Below are 19,511 nucleotides of genomic sequence, written 5' to 3'. Positions count from 1 at the left end.
AAACGAGCAGTTTTTTATTGTTACAGGAGCAAATATGGCTGGGAAAAGTACATTTTTAAGAACAGTATCTCTACATATTGTTATGGCAAACATGGGCTTGCCTGTTTGCGCAAAGTCAAGCGAATACACACCAGTAAAGTTGATTACTAGTATGAGAACATCCGATTCATTAACTGATGATAGTTCGTATTTCTTTTCAGAACTAACCAGACTTAAATACATCGTTGATGCTATTCAAAAAGAACCTTATTTTATTGTCTTAGATGAAATATTAAAAGGGACAAATAGTACAGATAAAGCTATTGGCTCAAGAAAATTTGTTGAGAAGCTAGTAGCATCCAATGCCACCGGAATTATCGCTACCCACGATTTAAGTCTATGCGAAATAGAAAAAGAATTAGGTGATGTGAAAAACTATTATTTTGATGCCGAAATTATCAAAGACGAATTATATTTTGACTACAAATTAAAACAAGGTATTTGTCAAAATATGAATGCATCATTTTTATTGAAGAAGATGAATATTGTTTGATGATTGGAGTGACTTTTTGAATATAATAGTGTCTGAATTATAAACAGATTTAAGATTATGAAAAATACAATTAGAGTTATATTAATAATAGCCTTTGCGTTACTAGGCAAATCTTTATTTGCGCAACAAGTAACTGTAAACGATAAGGTTTACGAAGTAAAAAAAGGTATGATTTATAATGATGGTGTAGACGTTACGAATGCCTTAACTGCGGAAGAAAAACTGAAATATTATCAATTTTCAAAAAGAAGAAACTTGAGATGGAAGAAGCAGAAGCTGCAAAGGAAAAATTAGAAAAAGCCGAGAAGCAAAAGGAAAAAGCTGAAAAAGAACAAAAAAAGGCAGAAAAGAAACAGAAAAAAGCAGAAAAAGCTCTAAAACAAAAAGAAAAGGCACAGTCAAACTATGAAAAAGCGACTAAGAAACACAAAGATGCCATTAAAAAATACGAAAAGTTAAAAAAGAAAGGCAAATTGTCTCCTCAAGATGAAGGAGATTGGTTAGAGAAAATCGAAAAGCTAAAATCTAAACTAGATAAAGCTAAAGGGAAACTCTAATTAATATTAGCTATTATAAATTACAGAACCTTAATATATTATACATGTTGAGGTTTTTTTAGTTTATACTTATTGGTATTTTAGCATTATGCAAGAAGAATTAAAAATAGCATTAATACAATCTGATTTGGTTTGGGAAAATCCAGAACAAAATCGGTTAAACTTCACGGAAAAGATAAATGCCATAACTGAATACATCGACCTCATTATACTTCCCGAAATGTTCACTTCTGGTTTTACTATGAACGCCCAAGCAGTTGCTGAGACTATGAATGGTAAAACTGTATCTTGGATGAAAGATTTGTCTGCAAAACAAAATACTGCTATTGTTGGGAGCATTGTTATTAGCGAAAACAATAATTTTTATAATAGATTACTTTTTGTTACCCAAAATGGAACAATAGAATATTATGACAAACGACACACATTTACACTTGTAGGAGAACACAAAACCTATACTGCTGGAACAGAAAAAGTAATTATAAATTTTAAGGGTTGGAAAATTTGTCCAATGATTTGTTACGATTTACGTTTTCCAGTCTGGGCAAGAAATAGTGAGGATTATGATGTTTTGCTATATGTAGCCAATTGGCCAACACCACGAATAGATGCTTGGGATGCATTATTAAAAGCCAGAGCAATTGAAAATATGAGTTATTGTATAGGCTTAAACCGTGTTGGTGTTGATGGTGTTGATGCTGAGTATAGTGGGAGTTCTGCTGGATATGATGTATTAGGCAAAAAGGTGACAGATTTACCGTTAAATAAAGAAAGTGTAGAAATAATTAAATTCAACAAGAAACACATTGAGCGTTATAGAAATAAACTTAAATTTCTTAACGATAGGGATGAGTTTGATATAGCCTAAAACTATTGACTGGTCTTATTTGAAATCTATTTTAAAGTAAAGTTGGTTTCGTCATCCCATCCTGAACGTACTTCTATTTGTTTTTCAGAGTGTTTTACAATTTCTGGATGAATCTTCTTCAAATAATTTCCAGTATCATAAATTTTATTGCCGTTAGTGTCAAAAATTACTCTGATAAAATAATTCCCAGGACTGAGATTTAGAAAGTCAATTGGTTCTTGTTTAGTTGAATATTCCTCATATTTTACGTCTCCATTTTTATCCGTAAGCTGAGCAATAATTGGGTAAACAGCATTAGATACAATCAAACGAAAATTGCCATAACTATCTTGTTTTTGCGTCCTTACCGAGTAATTAAGTGTGTCATTTGTGTTTTCAAAAAAATCGGTAAATGCATTTGGGAATACTTTCATATTATATTCATTACTTTCTGTCTTTTTAAAAGATAAAACATAGGTATTTGAAATAGAATCAAAGGTTTTAGTTTCAAATGTTACAGGAAGCGAATCTTTGTCGATAAGCTCTATTTTGGAAACGTCAAAATAAGAAAAAGGTATATTTCCAGAAATTTTAAAATCTTCGGTATAACGAATGCTTCCGTTAGGTTCAGAACTCATCAAAAGAGAGTCTCTTTCCTTATCACGGATTCTTACGGTATAATCTTTATTAAATTTAGGGTGTTCAATATTTAAAACTAAAGAATCTACTTCAAGTTTTGGATGATACCAATAAAATAATGTGTCCGTTTCTTTGTTTTTGGTAATGCGGGACTTGAAATCTTCTGGTACTTCAGATTTCATGTTAATTTTAACACCTGTATAGTCGCCTTCATATCCAATCATTATTTTTTCTCCATTGACCAATTGTGGTCTTGAAGGGTTGAAGTCAACAATTTCATTAAACAATCTTAAATTATAAGTAGAGTCTGTTGGAATGTCGATAAAGCTTTTGTGAAATCCAATTTGATCTGATTTTTGCTGAAATTTATTATCTCCATTTTTGTCTTTTAACGCAACCAATAGATACTTCCCAGCTTTTACATTTTCAATGGTATAAGTTGTTAAGCTGTCTAAAGTATTGGTAATGTATTTAGGAGTTTCTTTATAAATAATAGAATCATTAAAGACTGAATCCTTCTCGTATTCATAAAGCATCACAGAAACAAAAGTTTCCGGTTCGCGTTTAAGAGCATCTGTTATATTTCCAGAAACAGTTAAAGAATCAATATAATCGCCAGTAGAGAATACGTATCTGTAATAGGTGTATGGGTTGCCCTCGTTGTTGTCTTCTATACTATTTCCGAAGTTAAAAGCATAGGTGGTATTTGGAGGCAAAGTGTCATAAATTTTAATTTTAATAGATTTACTTGCGCTCCCTAAAGGTGTTATTTCAGGTTGATTTTTCATTGGTGGGAAATAATCAACTGCTTTTGTAAGTTCTTTATTTTGATAAATTCATTAAATTCAATCTCAATTTCTTTAGCTTTAAAATTGGTAGAATAGTTTTCTGGATAAGTACTAGTAATTACAGGTGGTTCTATATCTTTTTCGCCACCACCTGGTGTCCCACGATTTGCGCAGTTGATAAAAACACAGCTAATTATTACAATTAAAAGAAAGTTTATAAGCCTATTACTCATTGCCTAAATAAAATTTTACGCAAACCTACATAAATTTAGAGAGATTTGCTTCAACTACAAACGATAATATTCTTTAGGCTATTGCCATGGTAGCAATACTTATTTTAATATTTTTTGCCTGACTTAAAACAGAAATGCATGCTTCTAAAGTAGCTCCTGTTGTTATAATATCATCCACTAAAAGAATATGTTTGTTTTCTATGGTGGAAATATTTTTTAAAGCAAATAGTTCATCGCTATTAGTCCAACGTGTAAAGCGTTTTTTTGTGGTTTGAGATGTTGTGTTTGTTATTTTTATTAAAACATCATCCACATATTTGGAGTTTATAGCTTCTGCTATTTGTTGTCCAAATTTTGCCACTTGATTAAAACCTCTCTTTTTCTGTTTTTTAGGATGCATTGGTACAGGAATTACCATATCAATATTTTGATAAGCTTCGACCGTTTTAAGCTCACCACCTAGCCAATCTCCCAGAAGTACGCCAATATATTCATAACCTCGATACTTTAAACCATGTATCAATTGCTGAACAGGTCCTTTTTTTCATAACGAAACAAAGCAGTTCCGTTTTCAATTTTTGCACGTCCGCGTAGTGTGTTTTGAATGACGTTATCATTGTTAAAATGAAAATCGGTTACAGGTAAATCATGTCTGCAAATGATGCAAATGGTATTCTCATTATCCGATAGGTAATTGGAACAAGCGTAACAAACTTTAGGAAAAAATAAGTTGATGATGGATTTCAATTATTTTTAGATTTACTGTTTTTGTAAACTTAAATAAAAAAACAGTAAACATTTGAATTTGTTTTCTGCACTTTCATATTTTTGCACCTATGGCAAATCAAGATGATACATTCAAGAAGGTGATTTCGCATGCAAAAGAGTACGGGTACGTATTTCAAAGTAGCGAAATTTATGATGGTTTAAGCGCAGTTTATGACTACGCTCAAAACGGAGCGGAGTTAAAGAAAAATATTAGAGACTACTGGTGGCGAGCCATGGTGCAGATGAATGAAAATATTGTAGGAATAGATGCTGCAATTTTTATGCATCCTACCACATGGAAAGCTTCTGGACACGTTGATGCGTTCAACGACCCTTTAATTGATAATAAAGATTCTAAAAAACGCTATCGTGCCGATGTTTTAATTGAAGACTATTGTGCTAAAATTGAGACTAAAATTGAAAAAGAGGTAAAAAAAGCAGTAAAACGTTTTGGTGATGCTTTTGATAAAGAAGAATTCTTGTCAACTAACGGACGCGTAGTTGGATATCAAGAAAAGATAAACACTATTCTTGCTAGAATGGGAAAATCTTTAGGAAATGAAGATTTAGCTGATGTAAAAGCATTAATTGAAGAATTGGAAATAGCTGATCCATTAACAGGAAGTAAAAATTGGACTGATGTTAAGCAATTCAACTTAATGTTTGGAACAAAATTAGGTGCTTCTGCTGAAAGTGCTATGGATTTGTATTTACGTCCTGAAACAGCACAAGGTATTTTTGTAAACTTTTTAAATGTCCAGAAAACTAGTCGTTTAAAAATTCCTTTTGGGATTGCGCAAACTGGTAAAGCCTTTAGAAATGAAATTGTAGCAAGACAATTTATTTTCAGAATGCGTGAGTTTGAACAAATGGAAATGCAGTTTTTTATAAAACCTGGTACTCAAGCCAAATGGTATGAACATTGGAAAGAAACAAGAATGAAATGGCATTTATCCTTGGGGATGGGAGCTGATAATTACCGTTTTCACGACCATGAAAAATTAGCACATTACGCTGATGCAGCTGCGGATATAGAATTTAAGTTTCCGTTTGGGTTTAAGGAATTAGAGGGAATTCATTCTAGGACTGATTTTGATTTAAAAGCGCATGAAGAATTTTCAGGAAAGAAATTACAATATTTTGACCATGAAGAAAACAAAAGCTATGTGCCTTATGTACTGGAAACATCAATAGGTTTGGATAGAATGTTTTTAGCAGTATTTTCTAATGCATTACAAGAAGAAGCTTTAGAAAACGGAACTACTAGAACAGTTTTGAAACTACCTAGTGTTTTAGCACCAGTTAAGGCAGCAGTTTTACCTTTAGTTAAAAAAGATGGTTTGCCAGAAGTAGCACGTAAAATAGTTGAAGAACTAAAATGGGATTTCAATATTATTTATGATGAAAAAGATGCAGTTGGAAGACGTTATAGAAGACAAGATGCTAATGGTACTCCATTTTGCATTACTGTAGATCATGATACTTTAGAAGATAATATGGTTACTATTCGTCATAGAGATACGATGGAACAACAACGCGTTAAAATAGATGATTTAAAAGATATTATTAAAAAAGAAGTTGATGTTCGTAATTGGTTGATGAAGATGAAATAGTAAATTTCTAAGAAGACAATATTTTGAATAAAACAAAAAAACCAAGTATATCACTTGGTTTTTTTGTTTTATTTTTGCTAAATAGTATTAAAACCTATAGCCAAGATTAATACCGATTTTTCCAATAATTTCGTAATCGTATCTATCACTATTGAAAAGATTTCTTCCAAATCCTAAATTTAATTCGCCAACAAATCCACTATTGGTAATCCATTTTCCTCCTAAACCAATACCTAGAGCAAAATCAGTAATATTATCTTTTTTAAGTGTGGAATCAAAATTATTAGAAAAGAAATAATCATTAGTTGAGTTAAGCATTCCAAATCCTTCTAAAAAGAAACCAGCTGCGTATTTTTTTCCAAAATAAAAACGGTAATAAGGTGATATATAATAATTTACTTCATCATTAATATCGTCATCAAAAGGTAAAAATACATTTATACCAAAAGCAGATTCTTCATTTATTGTGCGTTCATAGGTCACATCAAAAGCACCAAGAACAAGGTATAGTCCGTTAATTTTTAATTCATTAAAGTTTTCTGAAGTTTGTTTAGTTTTTTCTTCTTGAGAAAAAGAAAATGCAAAAATTAGTAACGCAACAAGCGTTAACACTAAAGATTTTTTCATTAAGTATTTGTTTAAGTTTATTGTAAATAATTACATAAGAGATGCAATTTCACGAAATGAGTTGCGTAGAAAAAATGATTTTTTATCAGATTTTTATTTGTCTTTGAATTTGTTGCGCCAACGAAATAAAAGTCTCAGTTCTAGATACACCATTAATTTCTTGTATTGTATTCAAAGTTTGCATTAAATGGTCGTTACTTTGGCAAAGAACTTTTAAGAATACATTCCAATTACCAGTTGTGTAATGACATTCCAAAACTTCTGGAACTCGTTTTAAGAGTTTTATAATGAGTGGAGCATCTGCAGCCTTATCAAAATATACGCCCACAAAAGCCATGGTATCAAAACCTAAAACTTCAGGGTTTACTACAAATTTTGAGCCAGCTAATAAACCAGATTTTTCTAATTTACGTAAACGTTGGTGTATAGCAGCTCCAGAAATACCTACGTTTCTGGCGATTTCTAAAATAGGTGTTCGGGCATCGTCCATTAAGGTTCTAAGAATTTTTTTATCAATGCCGTCAATAGTGGTTGGTTTCGTTGTTTTTTTCATTTAAATTTCAAATTAAAACATAAAAGTAATAATTTGATTTCAATTAGGAATAAGTTTATTGCTTAATGATTACACCGAAGTTGTTTTTTAAGTTTTAATTTAAAACACAGAATTTGTAATTTACTTAATTTCAAGTAATTAACTAAAATAGGGATTGGTTTATTTATTATATTAATTATTCAAAGGATTATAGCCTAAATAAGGCGTAATTTTTTCTTGAAAAGAAATACCAAAGTCTTCTAATTCTTCTAAAATAGGTTTGTAAATCTCTTTCGTTATAGGAATTTGAACACCTGTTGCAATTATTTTTTCATTCAAAATAGCCAAAGTAGCCATTGCTAAAGGTAAACCAACAGTTTTAGCCATTGCTGTGTAAGTTTGATCTTCGCCAATGGCAACCATACTAGCGTCAATCTGGTGTTTTTTGCCATTGAGTTCATAACCAAACTTATGATACATTACTATCATATCCTTGTCATCTTCATACAAAGTCCAGCTATCCATTAAAATTTTTTGAAGTATTTGTGCTGGTGTAGCATTTTTAAGTTCTACTTTCTTATTAGGATTAAAAATATCTAATTCCATAAGTTTTTCCCATAATACATCGTCTTGGTCAATTTTTAGTTCATGACGCAGTTTTAATTCTACAGAGTCTTTATGACTATATGGTAAAAAAGCATTTGTGAAATCGCGATAGCTCATATTTTCGCTATCTTCAATGGTGAAGCTATCGTCAGTCATTCCTAGGCTTACAAAAATATTCCAAGCACGACTAAAGCCTACTCTCCTCATAGTACCTCTGTAAAGTGTTTTAATATTTTTCAATCCATAAGCCGTTTGGTATTTTAAAGAATCTCGGTTGGCATAGGCTTCAAACCTGCCATAACCTTCAATCTCTAAAAATTCGGTGCGCCTAAATAAACGTTGATAAGGAATGTATTTGTAACTACCTTCTTGAATAAATTTAGCAGTACCACCTTGACCTGCAGTAACCACGTTTCTGGGGTTCCAAGTAAATTTATAATTCCATAAGTTATTATCGCTTTCGGGCGCTACCAATCCGCCAGTAAAGGATTCGAATAAAATAATTTTTCCGCCCTTATCTCTAATATTGTCCAAAACTTTCATTGCACTCATGTGGTCGATACCTGGATCAACACCTATTTCATTCATTAAAATAATACCTTTTGATTTTGCTTCTTCATGTAATGCTTCCATTTCTGGGCTTACATACGAAGCTGTAACCATGTGTTTTCCTAATAAAATACAATCTTTAGCTACGACTTTATGAAATCGAGCAGGAAGCATTGAAACAACGATATCTGAATTTTTTATAGCATTTGAACGCTCCTTGTCATTAAAAACGTTTAATACAATTACTTGTGAATTTTGATGGTTTTTTGTGATTTTTTGTGCATTTGACACATCTAGATCTCCTACAATAATAAATAGGTTTTCAGAATCTGACTTCTGTAATAAATATTTTAATAGATAAGATGTTGACTTACCCGAACCTATGACTAAAATCTTTCGCATATTGCTAATTGTTAATTAGATTTGTTTAAACTTTTAGTATGAACAAAATTATTTTAATTACCTCCGCTGTTTTAGGTCTGTTATCAATAGTTATTGGCGCATTTGCTGCCCATGGATTGAAACCTTATTTATCTCCAGAGAATCTTCAAACTTTTGAAACTGGTGTGCGCTACCAAATGTATCACGCACTATTTTTACTTTTTGTTGGTAGTTCTCCGCTTGTAACTTCTGGATATAAAAACATCATATTTTATCTTGTTATTATTGGTGTTTTGTTGTTTTCGGGGTCTATTTATGGTCTTGCTACAGATAAACTTTCTGCATTTAATTTTAAATCCATTGGGTTTGTAACTCCAATTGGTGGATTGTTTTTAATTAGCTCATGGGTGGTTTTAATTATTAATTTCATAAAATTAAAGCAATAAAAATACGAATATTATATTTTTAGTCGAAAATTTTATCATAGTTTTGCTGAATAATTATTTTATTTTCAAAAATAACATCAAACTATAGTAAAGTTATGAGTACAATTTCGTTAGAAAAATATGGTATAAAAAAAGCTACGGCACACTACCAATTATCTGCTGAAGAATTACACACTATTACAATTGAAAAAAGGCAAGGTGTTGAAGCTTCTTCTGGTGCATTAGCTGTTAATACTGGAGAGTTTACTGGGCGTTCTCCTAAAGATAGATTTATAGTAAAAGATGTTATTACCAAAGATAAAGTTTGGTGGGGAGATATAAATATTCCGTTTTCAACCGAAAATTTTGATAAACTGTACGATAAGGTAGTTGATTATTTATCTGAAAAAGAAGTTTTTGTAAGAGATTGCTATGCTTGTGCAGACGAGAATTACAAATTGAATATTCGTGTTATTAATGAATATTCTTGGAGTAATATGTTTTCGCATAATATGTTTTTACGTCCTAATTCTGAGGAATTAGAAGGTTTCACCCCAGAATGGACTATAGTTAATGCTCCAGGTTTTATGGCAATTCCAGATGAAGATGGAACAAGGCAACATAATTTTGCAATATTAAATTTCACTAAGAAAATTGCTTTAATTGGAGGAACAGGTTATACAGGCGAAATTAAAAAAGGCATTTTTTCTGCACTAAACTTTATTCTTCCTGTTGATAAAAACACATTACCAATGCATTGTAGTGCAAATGTTGGTGCAGCAGGAGATACAGCTATTTTCTTTGGATTGTCTGGGACAGGAAAAACCACACTTTCTACTGACCCTAATAGAAGTTTAATTGGAGATGATGAACATGGCTGGACAAGCGAAAATTCTATTTTTAATTTTGAAGGAGGTTGCTATGCTAAAGTTATTAATCTGTCTAGAGATAAAGAACCTGAGATTTATGATGCTATTAAAAAAGGAGCGATTCTTGAAAATGTAATTTTAGATGAAAAATCTAATGTAGATTTTGGAAATACTTCAATTACACAAAATACAAGAGTAAGTTATCCAATTCATCATATTGAAAATATCAAAGTGCCTTCTGTAGGTAAAAATCCAAAAAATATTTTCTTTTTAACTGCGGATGCTTTTGGTGTTATTCCTCCTATTTCAAAATTAACGCCAAGTCAAGCAGCATATCATTTTATTTCTGGGTACACCGCTAAAGTTGCAGGTACAGAAGCTGGAGTTAAAGAGCCACAACCATCATTTTCGGCATGTTTTGGTGCGCCTTTTATGCCATTGCATCCCGCTAAATATGCAGAAATGTTAAGTAAAAAAATGATTGAAGCTGGTGTAAATGTCTGGTTAGTAAACACAGGTTGGACAGGTGGTCCTTACGGAATTGGAACTCGTATGGAATTGAAATATACACGAGCAATGATTAATGCTGTGTTAAATGGCGATTTAGGTTTGTATAACTATGACGATTACCATATCCATTCAGTATTTGGAGTGGCACAACCAAGAACTTGCCCTGGAGTACCAACAAGTGTATTGAGTCCCAGAGCAACATGGAACGACGATGTAGCATATTACACCACAGCTTTTAAATTAACTAATGCATTTAGAGAAAACTTTAAAAAATTTGAAAAACATTGTACAGAGGAAATTAGACGAGGAGGTCCTCAACGCTATGCGTTTTAGACTTTAAAAAGTTTGGATAATTAAAAAGGGATGAATTATAAAATTCATCCCTTTTTAATTTGTTATAGAGCGTGGAGCGTTGCGCTTCAATAGATGAGCGTTTTATTTTCCTTTATTTACTTTTTCAATATATTTCTCTAAGGCCATTGTCATAGAAGGTGTCTCAGGCGTTGGAGCAGATATATCTACACGTAAACCTTTTTCTTCAACAGCTTTAATTGTTGTATTTCCAAAAACAGCAATTCTAGTTTCATTTTGCTGAAAATCTGGAAAATTTTGAAATAAAGATTCAATTCCAGAAGGACTAAAAAACACCAATACATCATAAGATACATTAGCTAAGTCAGATAAATCGCTTACAACAGTTTTATAAAATGTTGCTTGTTTCCAGTCTACACCTAAAGCATCAAGGGTGTTAGGAACAGCAGGTTTTACTTTATCAGTATTTGGTAATAAAAACTTTTCGTCTTTATATTTTTTTATTAATGGAGATAATTCAGCAAATGTGCGTTTTCCAACATAAATTTTACGTTTTCTATACACTACATATTTTTGAAGATAGTAAGCAACTGCTTCAGACTGACAAAAATATTTCATGGAATCAGGAACATTGAAACGCATCTCTTTAGCTATTCTAAAAAAATGATCTACTGCATTTCTACTCGTTAAAATAATAGCAGTATAATTGTTTAAATCAATTTTTTGATGTCTAATTTCCTTAGCAGAAACCCCTTCTACATGAATAAAAGGTCTGAAATCTATTTTCACTTTTCGCTTCTCCTGTAAATCAAAATAGGGAGAATTCTCAATTTTAGGTTCTGGTTGAGATACTAAAATGGTCTTCACTTTCATAGGTTCAAAATAGTTAAATTATGTGCTAAAAACCGAGTATATAATTATATAGGGTGCGATTTCGAGAGCGCAAAGATACAAAATAAAATAAAACAAGTTATTTTTTATTTCATTTTGATACACTTTAAACGTTGTAAATAAACCACTTATATTCACTATAAAAAGCAAGATAATAGTACCCAAAATAATGTTTCTAGTTGGAGGAATACCAAACACCAAAATTGCGTTAATAGGCAGCAATAATAAGCCTAGATAGTTTTTGTAACTTATTTTTTGAAAGAGATAATTGTCAATTATAGTGTCAATTTCAAACAAGCTAGCAATTAAACGCTCCAGTAATACTTTAACAAGAATAAAAATCCCAATACCTACTATGAGTTTGACAACAAGCGTAATGTTAGCTTCAGTTTCACTAATAAAGTTTTGAATGCATAAAACAGAAAATATGGCGGATGAAATAATTAAATTCAAAAACAATAAACCATCGTAATAATCTAAAAATTTTTGATCCTTGCCGTAAATTTTTAAATATTTAGAGTTTCCTATAACCAAAACGAATTCTTCAAACCGTTTGGGAGCAATACTTTTTGCAATAGCTATTACAAAAAAGGCAAACAACCATTAAAACTGTAAATAATGTATATGAAGGTACTTCCCTTAGCATGGGTTAAAATTATCATAAAATTTGTAGAGATGGCAAAATATTACGAAATTTTTAAAAAAAGAATATCTTAAAAATGTACATTTGTCTGAGTATTTTCAATAAAGCAAGATAAATTTTATTGTTACTATATCATATTAAATGAAGGACGCAGTAGTTATTATTCCAACCTATAACGAGATTGAAAATATTGAAGCTATTATTAAGGCCGTATTTTTAGAATCTAGATACATACACATTCTTGTTGTGGATGATAATTCTCCTGACGGTACTTCTGATAAGGTAAAAGAACTTCAAACTGAATTTGCAGGTAGGTTACATTTAAAGCAAAGAGAAGAAAAACAAGGATTAGGTACGGCTTATATTCTTGGTTTTAAATGGAGTTTGGTTAGAAAATATAATTATATTTTTGAAATGGATGCTGATTTTTCACATAATCCAAAAGATTTGCAAAAGTTGTACGATGCTTGCGCAATTGATGGAGCAGATGTATCAATTGGTTCACGATATATTACGGGTGTAAATGTAGTAAACTGGCCTATGAATCGCGTTTTAATGTCGTATATGGCATCAAAATATGTGCGCTTGATTACAGGAATGAGAATACAGGATACTACTGCAGGTTTTGTATGTTATAAACGTGTTGTTCTTGAAACTTTGGATCTAACAAAGGTTAAGTTTATAGGTTATGCATTTCAAATTGAAATGAAATTTAAGGCTTATATCAAGAAATTTAAAATTGTAGAAGTCCCTGTGATTTTTACAGATAGAACAAGAGGGGAATCTAAGTTAAGTTCAGGAATTATTTCTGAAGCTGTATTTGGTGTAATCTCCATGAAGATGAAGAGTTTATTTAAAAAAGAAAAAAATGAAAGTAAAACAGACACTTATAAAAAATGCTAAAATTGTAAACGAAGGTTCAATTTTTAGTGGAGATATATTGATTGAAGGCGAGTTTATCAAAAAAATAGATACATCTATTAGTGCAAAATCTGCCGATGTAAATGTTATAGATGCCGAAGGAAAATATGTTTTACCAGGAGCTATCGATGATCAAGTTCATTTTAGAGAACCTGGCTTGACACACAAAGCAGATATAGAAACTGAATCTAAGGCTGCAATAGCAGGAGGAATTACTTCTTTTATAGAAATGCCTAATACGAGTCCGCAAACCACAACTGTTGAAAAATTAGAAGAGAAATTTGAAATTGCAGCGAAAACTTCATCAGCTAATTATTCATTCATGTTTGGTGGTACTAATGATAATTTAGATGAAATATTAAAGGTAGATGAAACAGCTGTTGCAGGGTTGAAATTATTTTTAGGGTCTTCTACAGGAAATATGTTGGTGGATGATCCAAAAGTATTAAAAAAGATATTTGAAAGTACTAATATGGTAATTTCTGTACATTGTGAAGATGAAGCTACTATAAAAAAGAATTTTCAAGAATACTTAGATGAATATGGTGAAGATATTCCTATTGAGAAACATCCAATTATCAGAAGTGAGGAAGCTTGTTATCTATCATCTTCAAAAGCTATCGAATTAGCTAAAGAAACTGGTGCGAGATTACATGTTTTTCATCTATCAACAGGTAAGGAAACAAATTTATTTTCAAACAAAATCCCCTTAAAAGATAAAAAAATAACTGCCGAAGTTTGTGTACATCATCTTTGGTTTTCTGATAAAGATTATAAACAAAAAGGGACCGCCATTAAGTGGAACCCTGCTGTTAAAACTGAAAAGGATAGAGATCAATTATGGGAAGCTTTGCTAGATGACAGAATAGATGTTATTGCGACCGACCACGCTCCACATACAATAGAGGAGAAGAAAAACGTTTATACTAAAGCGCCATCAGGCGGTCCATTAGTGCAACATGCTTTACCAGCATTGTTAGAAATGTACCATAAAGGTAAAATTTCAATCGAAAAAATAGTTGAAAAAATGTGTCATAATCCATCTATTTTATTTCAAGTAGAGCGCAGGGGGTATGTTAAAGAAGGTTACTTTGCAGATTTGGTTATTGTGGATTTGAATAGCCCATGGACTGTAAAAAAGATAATATTTTATACAAATGTGGTTGGTCTCCTTTTGAAGGGGCAACATTTAAATCAAGAATTACACATACCATTTTAAATGGTAGTTTAGTGTATCAAAATTTTAAATTTCCGAAGGTAAAAGCTGCAAGAAGATTAACATTTAATAGATAATGCTAAAAAAATAAGTTTACTTTTTTGTATTTTGATAGGTTTTACGTCTTGTTACCAATACAATAAACCAGATAAGCCAGATAATCTCATTTCTAAAGATGAAATGGTAAATATTCTTATTGATTTAAGATTGATGGCAGCAGTAACTGGACGTGATAAAAAAATTTTAGATAGTGTTAATGTGATACCTGAACATTATGTATATCAAAAATATAATATAGACAGTACTAGTTTTGCTGAGAGTAATGCATATTACGCTTATTATATGGATGAGTATACTGATATATATGGGCGTGTAAAAGATAGTTTGTCTACACTAAAAACTCATTACAAAGAAATTCTTGAAGAAGAGCGTAAGGCAAAAATTAAGAGAGATTCTTTAAAACGTTTAGAGAATGAATTAGAATTAATTGAACCTAGTGGTCCTATGGAATTAGAAATAGAAGAAGGACTTATACCTCCTGTTACCCATAAAGATTTGACACCCGAGTAATTGTATTAGAAATAGATTCAAATTTATAGCCAAGTTCTTTTTCTATCTTTTTACTACTGTATTCTTTTTTTGTAACTAATGAATTAGCCATGTGTTTAGTTAAAACACGTCGTTTCCCTATAATTTTACGTTTTAACCAATCTAATCGCCATGCAATATTTAGCAACCAAGGTTTTGCGATTTTGTTAGGTGGTTTTACTTTCAAACCTTTGGCTATAGATTGTAAAAATAATTTATAAGACCAGTTTTCGGCAACCAAAATATAGCGTTCATTTTTAATGTCACTTTTTAAAAGAAGTGTCATAATTTCTACCACGTCTTTTACAGAAACAAGTCCAACACTTCCTTCAGTATAGTATTTTAATCCTCTAGATACTTTTTTAAAGATGTTCCCAGAACCATAACGCCAAATGCCAGCTCCTAAAATAACGCCTGGGTTCACAATTACAGTATCTAAACCTTCTTGAGTACCTCTCCAAACTTCAAGTTCAGCACCATATTTTGTGATAGCATAAACGTTATTATCATCTTCTGGATTCCATTTTGTTTCTTCGGTAATCGCTTCATTTTTTATAGGATTACCAATAGTGGCGATAGAACTTACATAACACAATTTCTTTACATTTTTAGAAATACATAAATTAACCATGTTTGCAGTTCCATCAATATTTGTTCGCCTTAGTAGTTGGTATTTATCAGGCTCAAAAGATACAAATGCAGCACAATGGTACACAAAATTTATGTTTTTAAGTGCTTCGTCAAGTGAAGGTATATCTAATAAATCAGCTTTTATCCAATCAATTTTATCAAATAAACTTTTGTAGTTTTCTGTGTAACAAGAAAATACGTTTTTTACGTTTTGAAGTTTCTTTTCATTACGGAAAATAGCCCTAACAGGTTCATCTTCTGAAACCAATTTATAAAGTAAATGCGCACCTACTAAGCCTGTGCCTCCAGTAACTAAAATCATAGAACGAAAGTAAAGAATTATTGAGAATCGCTGCCTATTTGTATGCGTATTTTTATATTTGCGCTAGTTTTCTAAAATTAGATATGATGATAAAGAATTTTGTAGAAGAATTAACTTGGAGAGGCATGATACACACCGTTATGCCAGGAGCTGAAGAACACTTGATGGAAAGCATGCGAAGTGCTTATGTTGGTTTTGATCCTACAGCAGATTCTTTACATATCGGTAATTTAGTGCCTATTATGTTGTTAGCGCATTACCAACGTTGCGGACATAAACCTGTGGCTTTAGTTGGAGGTGCAACAGGTATGATTGGAGATCCGTCAGGAAAATCTAGTGAGCGTAATTTGTTAGATGAAAAAACCTTACGCCATAATCAAGAAGCTATAAAAAATCAATTGGCTCATTTTTTAGATTTTGAAAGTGATGCTGAAAATGCTGCTCTTTTAGTGAATAATTACGATTGGATGAAAGACTTTTCATTCTTAGAATTTATTCGTGATGTTGGAAAGCATATTACTGTGAATTATATGATGGCTAAAGATTCTGTAAAGAATAGAATTTCTTCAGATTCTGATGCATCTACAGAAGGAATGAGTTTTACAGAATTCACATACCAGTTAGTACAGGGGTATGATTTTCTACATTTATACAAAGCTAATAATTGCTCTATCCAGATGGGAGGGAGCGACCAATGGGGAAATATCACAACGGGAACAGAACTTATAAGAAGAGTTGGTGGAGGAAAAGGCTATGCTATTACGTGTCCGTTAATAACTAAATCTGACGGTTCTAAATTTGGAAAGTCAGAAGGTGGTAATGTATGGCTGGATGCGAATAGAACATCGCCTTATAAATTTTACCAATACTGGTTAAATTCAAGTGATGAAGATGCTGAAAAGTATATTAAAATATTTACGTTTTTAAAAGAAGATCAAATCAGCGGATTAATCTCTGAACATAGTGAAGCGCCACATTTACGCATCTTACAAAAGCGTTTAGCTGAAGAAATCACTAAAATGGTACATAGTGAAGCAGATTTAGATAATGCTATTAAAGCTAGTGCTATTCTGTTTGGAAAATCTACAGGGGATGATTTAAAACAACTTAATGAACAAACTTTTTTAGATGTTTTTGAAGGTGTGCCGCAAACTGAAATTGATAAATCAGAAATAGATAACGGATTAGATATGATTGCTGCATTGGCTGAAAAAGGAGGTTTTTTAAAATCTAACGGAGAAGCAAGACGCGCGCTTAAAGAAAACTCAATATCAGTTAATAAAGAAAAGGTAAAAGAAGATTATAAAATTACCCAATTAGATTTAATAAACGATAAGTTTGTACTGTTACAACGTGGTAAAAAAAGCTATTTCGTTTTAATTGTAAAATAAAAAAAAGCCCGATGTAAAAATCGGGCTTTCAAACTAACCAACTTACTAAAATAATCTTTCTTTATTCTTAGCTTCAGTTTTGTCGAGATTGTTTTCAATAACTTTCGGTTGCTGAAAGTTATTTAACAAATTTTATGACTTCCCAGTTGTCGTCAGCTTTCTTTTTTTAGAGCATCATGATTTTCATTTTGCCATAATTCCAAAGTATTAGTGCCCCAAGCATTATAAAACAAATACAATTTATCATCTTTAATTAAAAACGATTTCGGATTAATGGACACTTTATTGTTTTTCAAAGCTACGGCATAAGCACAATAGCCACCATATTGCGGTAAATACTTTTCTGGATTTTTAATAAAGGTGTTGCGGTTTTCTTCCGAAGAAAATTTATAATTCACGCGATCAAAAGTAGATGTGTAGTTTTTATTGCCTTCAATAACTATATTACTAAAATAAGCCACAACATCATAGCCGTTAACTGCGTAGCCTTTTTTTGAGTTGTAATCTATGGTTTGAGAAAAAAGCGATGTTGAATAGAGAAGAACTAGGAGAACAACTATTTTCATACTTAAAGTTTAATGCTAAGTCGAAAAACAATCTATAACTTTACTTTAGAATACCATTAAATTACAACCACGAATATCAGAATTATCAAAGCGTCCAATAACTTCAAATGAATCATCATTGTAAATTTTTCCTAAATCTTGAGTTGCAATAAAGGCACAAGAGTAAGTATTCGCCAAATCGATAACGTTAATACCTCCTGTTTTTCCTTCCTTTTGAATAGTTAGCGGATCCTCAGTATCTCGAGTTAAAATTTTCATCCAACTTGGTGTTTTAAAAATACCATTTCCGTTGGAGTACGCCTGACTTAAAAGTTCAGTCATACCATATTCGCTGTGGATATTATTAACCCCAAATCCGCTTTTTAAAATTTTATGTAATTCTGTTCTAATAAGTTCCTTTCGGCGTCCTTTCATACCACCAGTTTCCATAATAATGGTGTTTTTTAAGTTGAGTGTTCCAGATTCAACTAAATCCAATAGAGCAAAAGAAACACCAATTAAAAGTACTTTTTTTCCTTCGGAATCTAAGCGAACAAGCTTGTTTTTTAATTCTGTTAGGTTGTCCAAATAAAAACCACTTTCAGAAGATTTGGATTTGTTAATTAAAGCATCGACCATGTAAATAAGTGACGAACCTTCTCTTTCTAAATAAGAAGGTAGTAATGCTAAAACCACATAGTCTTCAACGCTACCATAAAATTCTTGAAACCCTTTTTGAAAACTTTTTTTATATAAATTCAAATCAGTAACATGATGTTTACTAGTTATAGAACCAGTAGTTCCAGAACTTGAAAAAATGGTTTCCGTATCTAAATTTTCACAAATTATTTTATGAGATTTAAAAAATTGAATCGGCAGGAAAGGAATGTCTTCAAGCGTTTTTACATCACTTGGATGTCTGTTTATTAAATCGCAAAATGAACGGTAAACGCTATTGTTTTCAAATTGAAATTTAAACAGGTTTAGTGCTGAATTTTCAAATTCAATAGCATCTTTAATATTAAAAATTGCACTATGATCAATCATTCTTTAAAGCAAATTGTACTTGATAATTTAAGAAGTTTAAAATCAAGACAAAAATATGCAAATAAAAAAGCATTGCTTCATGCAATGCTTTAAATTAAATTTTATGTGGAAATTAGCGTATCACTAGCTTTCTAGTTTCACTAATCGAATTTTCAGTAATTTTTAAAATATAGACACCAGAAGTTAAAGAAGAAATGTTCAATTCTTTACGTGTAGAAACAGCCGATGCTATTTGCTTTCCTAAAACATTGTAAATAGTAACTTGTTTTAAAGCGTTACTTTTTGTAGTGATAAATACAACAGATTTACCATTGTTTACTGGGTTTGGGAATACCGAAAGCCCTTCTATACTTTGGTTATTAGGCGTGTTAAAGTCTGTATTCTGCGAAAACCCATTTTGAGTTGTCATGAATAAAAAAGCCAAAAACAAGTAAAAAAAGTAGTGTTTCTTCATAGTAAACTTTGGTTTAATAAAAGTAGTGCATTATCATCAAAAGCCATACCAAAAAGGTGTTAAAAGTTTGCGTTT

21 protein-coding genes and 2 pseudogenes are annotated in these 19,511 nt (G+C 31.4%); 11 read left to right on the top strand and 12 right to left on the bottom strand.

What is annotated here, in order from left to right:
* Positions 1–34: 34 nt before the first annotated feature.
* From AC0L5U_RS12085 to AC0L5U_RS12070, 4 genes are all read left to right on the top strand, one after another.
* Positions 35–532 (top strand): MutS-related protein, encoded by a 498-nt coding sequence (locus AC0L5U_RS12085; protein ID WP_473416653.1) that lies wholly within the window; start codon positions 35–37, stop codon positions 530–532.
* Positions 533–589: 57 nt separating this feature from the next.
* Positions 590–826, top strand: coding sequence for a hypothetical protein (locus AC0L5U_RS12080; RefSeq protein ID WP_473416652.1), 237 nt, complete (start codon positions 590–592; stop codon positions 824–826).
* Positions 793–1,089 carry a hypothetical protein gene (locus AC0L5U_RS12075; protein WP_473416651.1) on the top strand — a complete coding sequence of 99 codons (297 nt, stop codon included), beginning with the start codon at positions 793–795 and terminating at the stop codon, positions 1,087–1,089. The genes AC0L5U_RS12080 and AC0L5U_RS12075 overlap by 34 nt, the downstream gene beginning before the upstream one ends.
* Before the next feature lie 88 nt (positions 1,090–1,177).
* Positions 1,178–1,957 (top strand): amidohydrolase, encoded by a 780-nt coding sequence (locus AC0L5U_RS12070; protein ID WP_473416650.1) that lies wholly within the window; start codon positions 1,178–1,180, stop codon positions 1,955–1,957.
* Between the two features lie 26 nt (positions 1,958–1,983).
* Here the strand turns inward: AC0L5U_RS12070 and AC0L5U_RS12065 are convergent.
* The 3 genes and pseudogenes from AC0L5U_RS12065 to AC0L5U_RS12055 all read right to left on the bottom strand — a co-directional run bounded on the left by AC0L5U_RS12065 (position 1,984) and on the right by AC0L5U_RS12055 (position 4,343).
* Positions 1,984–3,596: pseudogene (locus AC0L5U_RS12065) on the bottom strand (Ig-like domain-containing domain).
* Positions 3,597–3,669: 73 nt separating this feature from the next.
* Positions 3,670–4,119, bottom strand: a complete 450-nt coding sequence (locus AC0L5U_RS12060) for a ComF family protein (protein WP_473416649.1) — start codon at positions 4,117–4,119, stop codon at positions 3,670–3,672.
* The gene (locus tag AC0L5U_RS12055) at positions 4,116–4,343 is read right to left on the bottom strand and encodes a hypothetical protein (protein ID WP_473416648.1); all 228 of its coding nucleotides are present in this window, start codon (positions 4,341–4,343) and stop codon (positions 4,116–4,118) included. The genes AC0L5U_RS12060 and AC0L5U_RS12055 overlap by 4 nt, the downstream gene beginning before the upstream one ends.
* Before the next feature lie 89 nt (positions 4,344–4,432).
* Between AC0L5U_RS12055 and AC0L5U_RS12050 the strand changes: the two genes are divergently transcribed.
* Positions 4,433–5,977, top strand: a complete 1,545-nt coding sequence (locus AC0L5U_RS12050; protein ID WP_473416647.1) for a glycine--tRNA ligase — start codon at positions 4,433–4,435, stop codon at positions 5,975–5,977.
* Between the two features lie 87 nt (positions 5,978–6,064).
* On the opposite strand, the gene AC0L5U_RS12045 is transcribed toward AC0L5U_RS12050, so the two are convergent.
* The 3 genes from AC0L5U_RS12045 to AC0L5U_RS12035 form a co-directional block, all read right to left on the bottom strand.
* Complete coding sequence (locus AC0L5U_RS12045) at positions 6,065–6,604, bottom strand: DUF3575 domain-containing protein (RefSeq protein WP_473416646.1); 540 nt, start codon at positions 6,602–6,604, stop codon at positions 6,065–6,067.
* An 85-nt stretch (positions 6,605–6,689) separates the two neighbouring features.
* Complete coding sequence (locus AC0L5U_RS12040) at positions 6,690–7,157, bottom strand: Lrp/AsnC ligand binding domain-containing protein (RefSeq protein WP_473416645.1); 468 nt, start codon at positions 7,155–7,157, stop codon at positions 6,690–6,692.
* A gap of 171 nt (positions 7,158–7,328) precedes the next feature.
* Complete coding sequence (locus AC0L5U_RS12035; protein WP_473416644.1) at positions 7,329–8,693, bottom strand: saccharopine dehydrogenase family protein; 1,365 nt, start codon at positions 8,691–8,693, stop codon at positions 7,329–7,331.
* Positions 8,694–8,731: 38 nt separating this feature from the next.
* On the opposite strand from AC0L5U_RS12035, the gene AC0L5U_RS12030 reads away from it, so the two are divergent.
* The gene (locus AC0L5U_RS12030; protein ID WP_473416643.1) at positions 8,732–9,118 is read left to right on the top strand and encodes a DUF423 domain-containing protein; all 387 of its coding nucleotides are present in this window, start codon (positions 8,732–8,734) and stop codon (positions 9,116–9,118) included.
* Between the two features lie 95 nt (positions 9,119–9,213).
* On the top strand, positions 9,214–10,809 hold the full coding sequence (gene pckA / locus AC0L5U_RS12025) for a phosphoenolpyruvate carboxykinase (ATP) (protein WP_473416642.1): 1,596 nt from the start codon (positions 9,214–9,216) through the stop codon (positions 10,807–10,809).
* A 102-nt stretch (positions 10,810–10,911) separates the two neighbouring features.
* On the opposite strand, the gene AC0L5U_RS12020 is transcribed toward pckA, so the two are convergent.
* Both AC0L5U_RS12020 and AC0L5U_RS12015 read right to left on the bottom strand, forming a co-directional pair.
* Positions 10,912–11,661, bottom strand: coding sequence for a uroporphyrinogen-III synthase (locus AC0L5U_RS12020; protein WP_473416641.1), 750 nt, complete (start codon positions 11,659–11,661; stop codon positions 10,912–10,914).
* A gap of 18 nt (positions 11,662–11,679) precedes the next feature.
* Positions 11,680–12,279 (bottom strand): DUF4271 domain-containing protein, encoded by a 600-nt coding sequence (locus tag AC0L5U_RS12015; RefSeq protein WP_473416640.1) that lies wholly within the window; start codon positions 12,277–12,279, stop codon positions 11,680–11,682.
* A 184-nt stretch (positions 12,280–12,463) separates the two neighbouring features.
* Between AC0L5U_RS12015 and AC0L5U_RS12010 the strand changes: the two genes are divergently transcribed.
* The 3 genes and pseudogenes from AC0L5U_RS12010 to AC0L5U_RS12000 all read left to right on the top strand — a co-directional run bounded on the left by AC0L5U_RS12010 (position 12,464) and on the right by AC0L5U_RS12000 (position 15,029).
* Positions 12,464–13,225: a polyprenol monophosphomannose synthase gene (locus AC0L5U_RS12010; protein ID WP_473416639.1), complete on the top strand. Its 762-nt coding sequence runs from the start codon at positions 12,464–12,466 to the stop codon at positions 13,223–13,225.
* Positions 13,191–14,536, top strand: a pseudogene (locus tag AC0L5U_RS12005) (dihydroorotase). The gene AC0L5U_RS12010 and the pseudogene AC0L5U_RS12005 overlap by 35 nt, the downstream one beginning before the upstream one ends.
* Positions 14,537–14,567: 31 nt before the next feature.
* Positions 14,568–15,029, top strand: coding sequence for a DUF4296 domain-containing protein (locus tag AC0L5U_RS12000; protein ID WP_473416638.1), 462 nt, complete (start codon positions 14,568–14,570; stop codon positions 15,027–15,029).
* On the opposite strand, the gene AC0L5U_RS11995 is transcribed toward AC0L5U_RS12000, so the two are convergent.
* Positions 15,001–15,999 carry an NAD-dependent epimerase/dehydratase family protein gene (locus AC0L5U_RS11995; protein WP_473416637.1) on the bottom strand — a complete coding sequence of 333 codons (999 nt, stop codon included), beginning with the start codon at positions 15,997–15,999 and terminating at the stop codon, positions 15,001–15,003. The genes AC0L5U_RS12000 and AC0L5U_RS11995 overlap by 29 nt on opposite strands.
* Positions 16,000–16,085: 86 nt before the next feature.
* Between AC0L5U_RS11995 and tyrS the strand changes: the two genes are divergently transcribed.
* Positions 16,086–17,390, top strand: a complete 1,305-nt coding sequence (gene tyrS / locus AC0L5U_RS11990; RefSeq protein ID WP_473418283.1) for a tyrosine--tRNA ligase — start codon at positions 16,086–16,088, stop codon at positions 17,388–17,390.
* 152 nt (positions 17,391–17,542) lie between these two features.
* Here the strand turns inward: tyrS and AC0L5U_RS11985 are convergent, their stop codons facing one another.
* The 3 genes from AC0L5U_RS11985 to AC0L5U_RS11975 form a co-directional block, all read right to left on the bottom strand.
* Positions 17,543–17,956, bottom strand: coding sequence for a YHS domain-containing (seleno)protein (locus AC0L5U_RS11985; protein WP_473416636.1), 414 nt, complete (start codon positions 17,954–17,956; stop codon positions 17,543–17,545).
* A 45-nt stretch (positions 17,957–18,001) separates the two neighbouring features.
* The gene (locus AC0L5U_RS11980) at positions 18,002–18,982 is read right to left on the bottom strand and encodes a LuxE/PaaK family acyltransferase (protein WP_473416634.1); all 981 of its coding nucleotides are present in this window, start codon (positions 18,980–18,982) and stop codon (positions 18,002–18,004) included.
* 112 nt (positions 18,983–19,094) lie between these two features.
* Positions 19,095–19,436 carry a T9SS type A sorting domain-containing protein gene (locus AC0L5U_RS11975; RefSeq protein WP_473416633.1) on the bottom strand — a complete coding sequence of 114 codons (342 nt, stop codon included), beginning with the start codon at positions 19,434–19,436 and terminating at the stop codon, positions 19,095–19,097.
* Between the last annotated feature and the right edge of the window lie 75 nt (positions 19,437–19,511).

The organism is Jejuia sp. G7-7 (assembly GCF_055808955.1).
The sequence above is the reverse complement of the archived record's forward strand: the minus strand, read 5'-3'. Positions and strand labels throughout refer to the sequence as shown.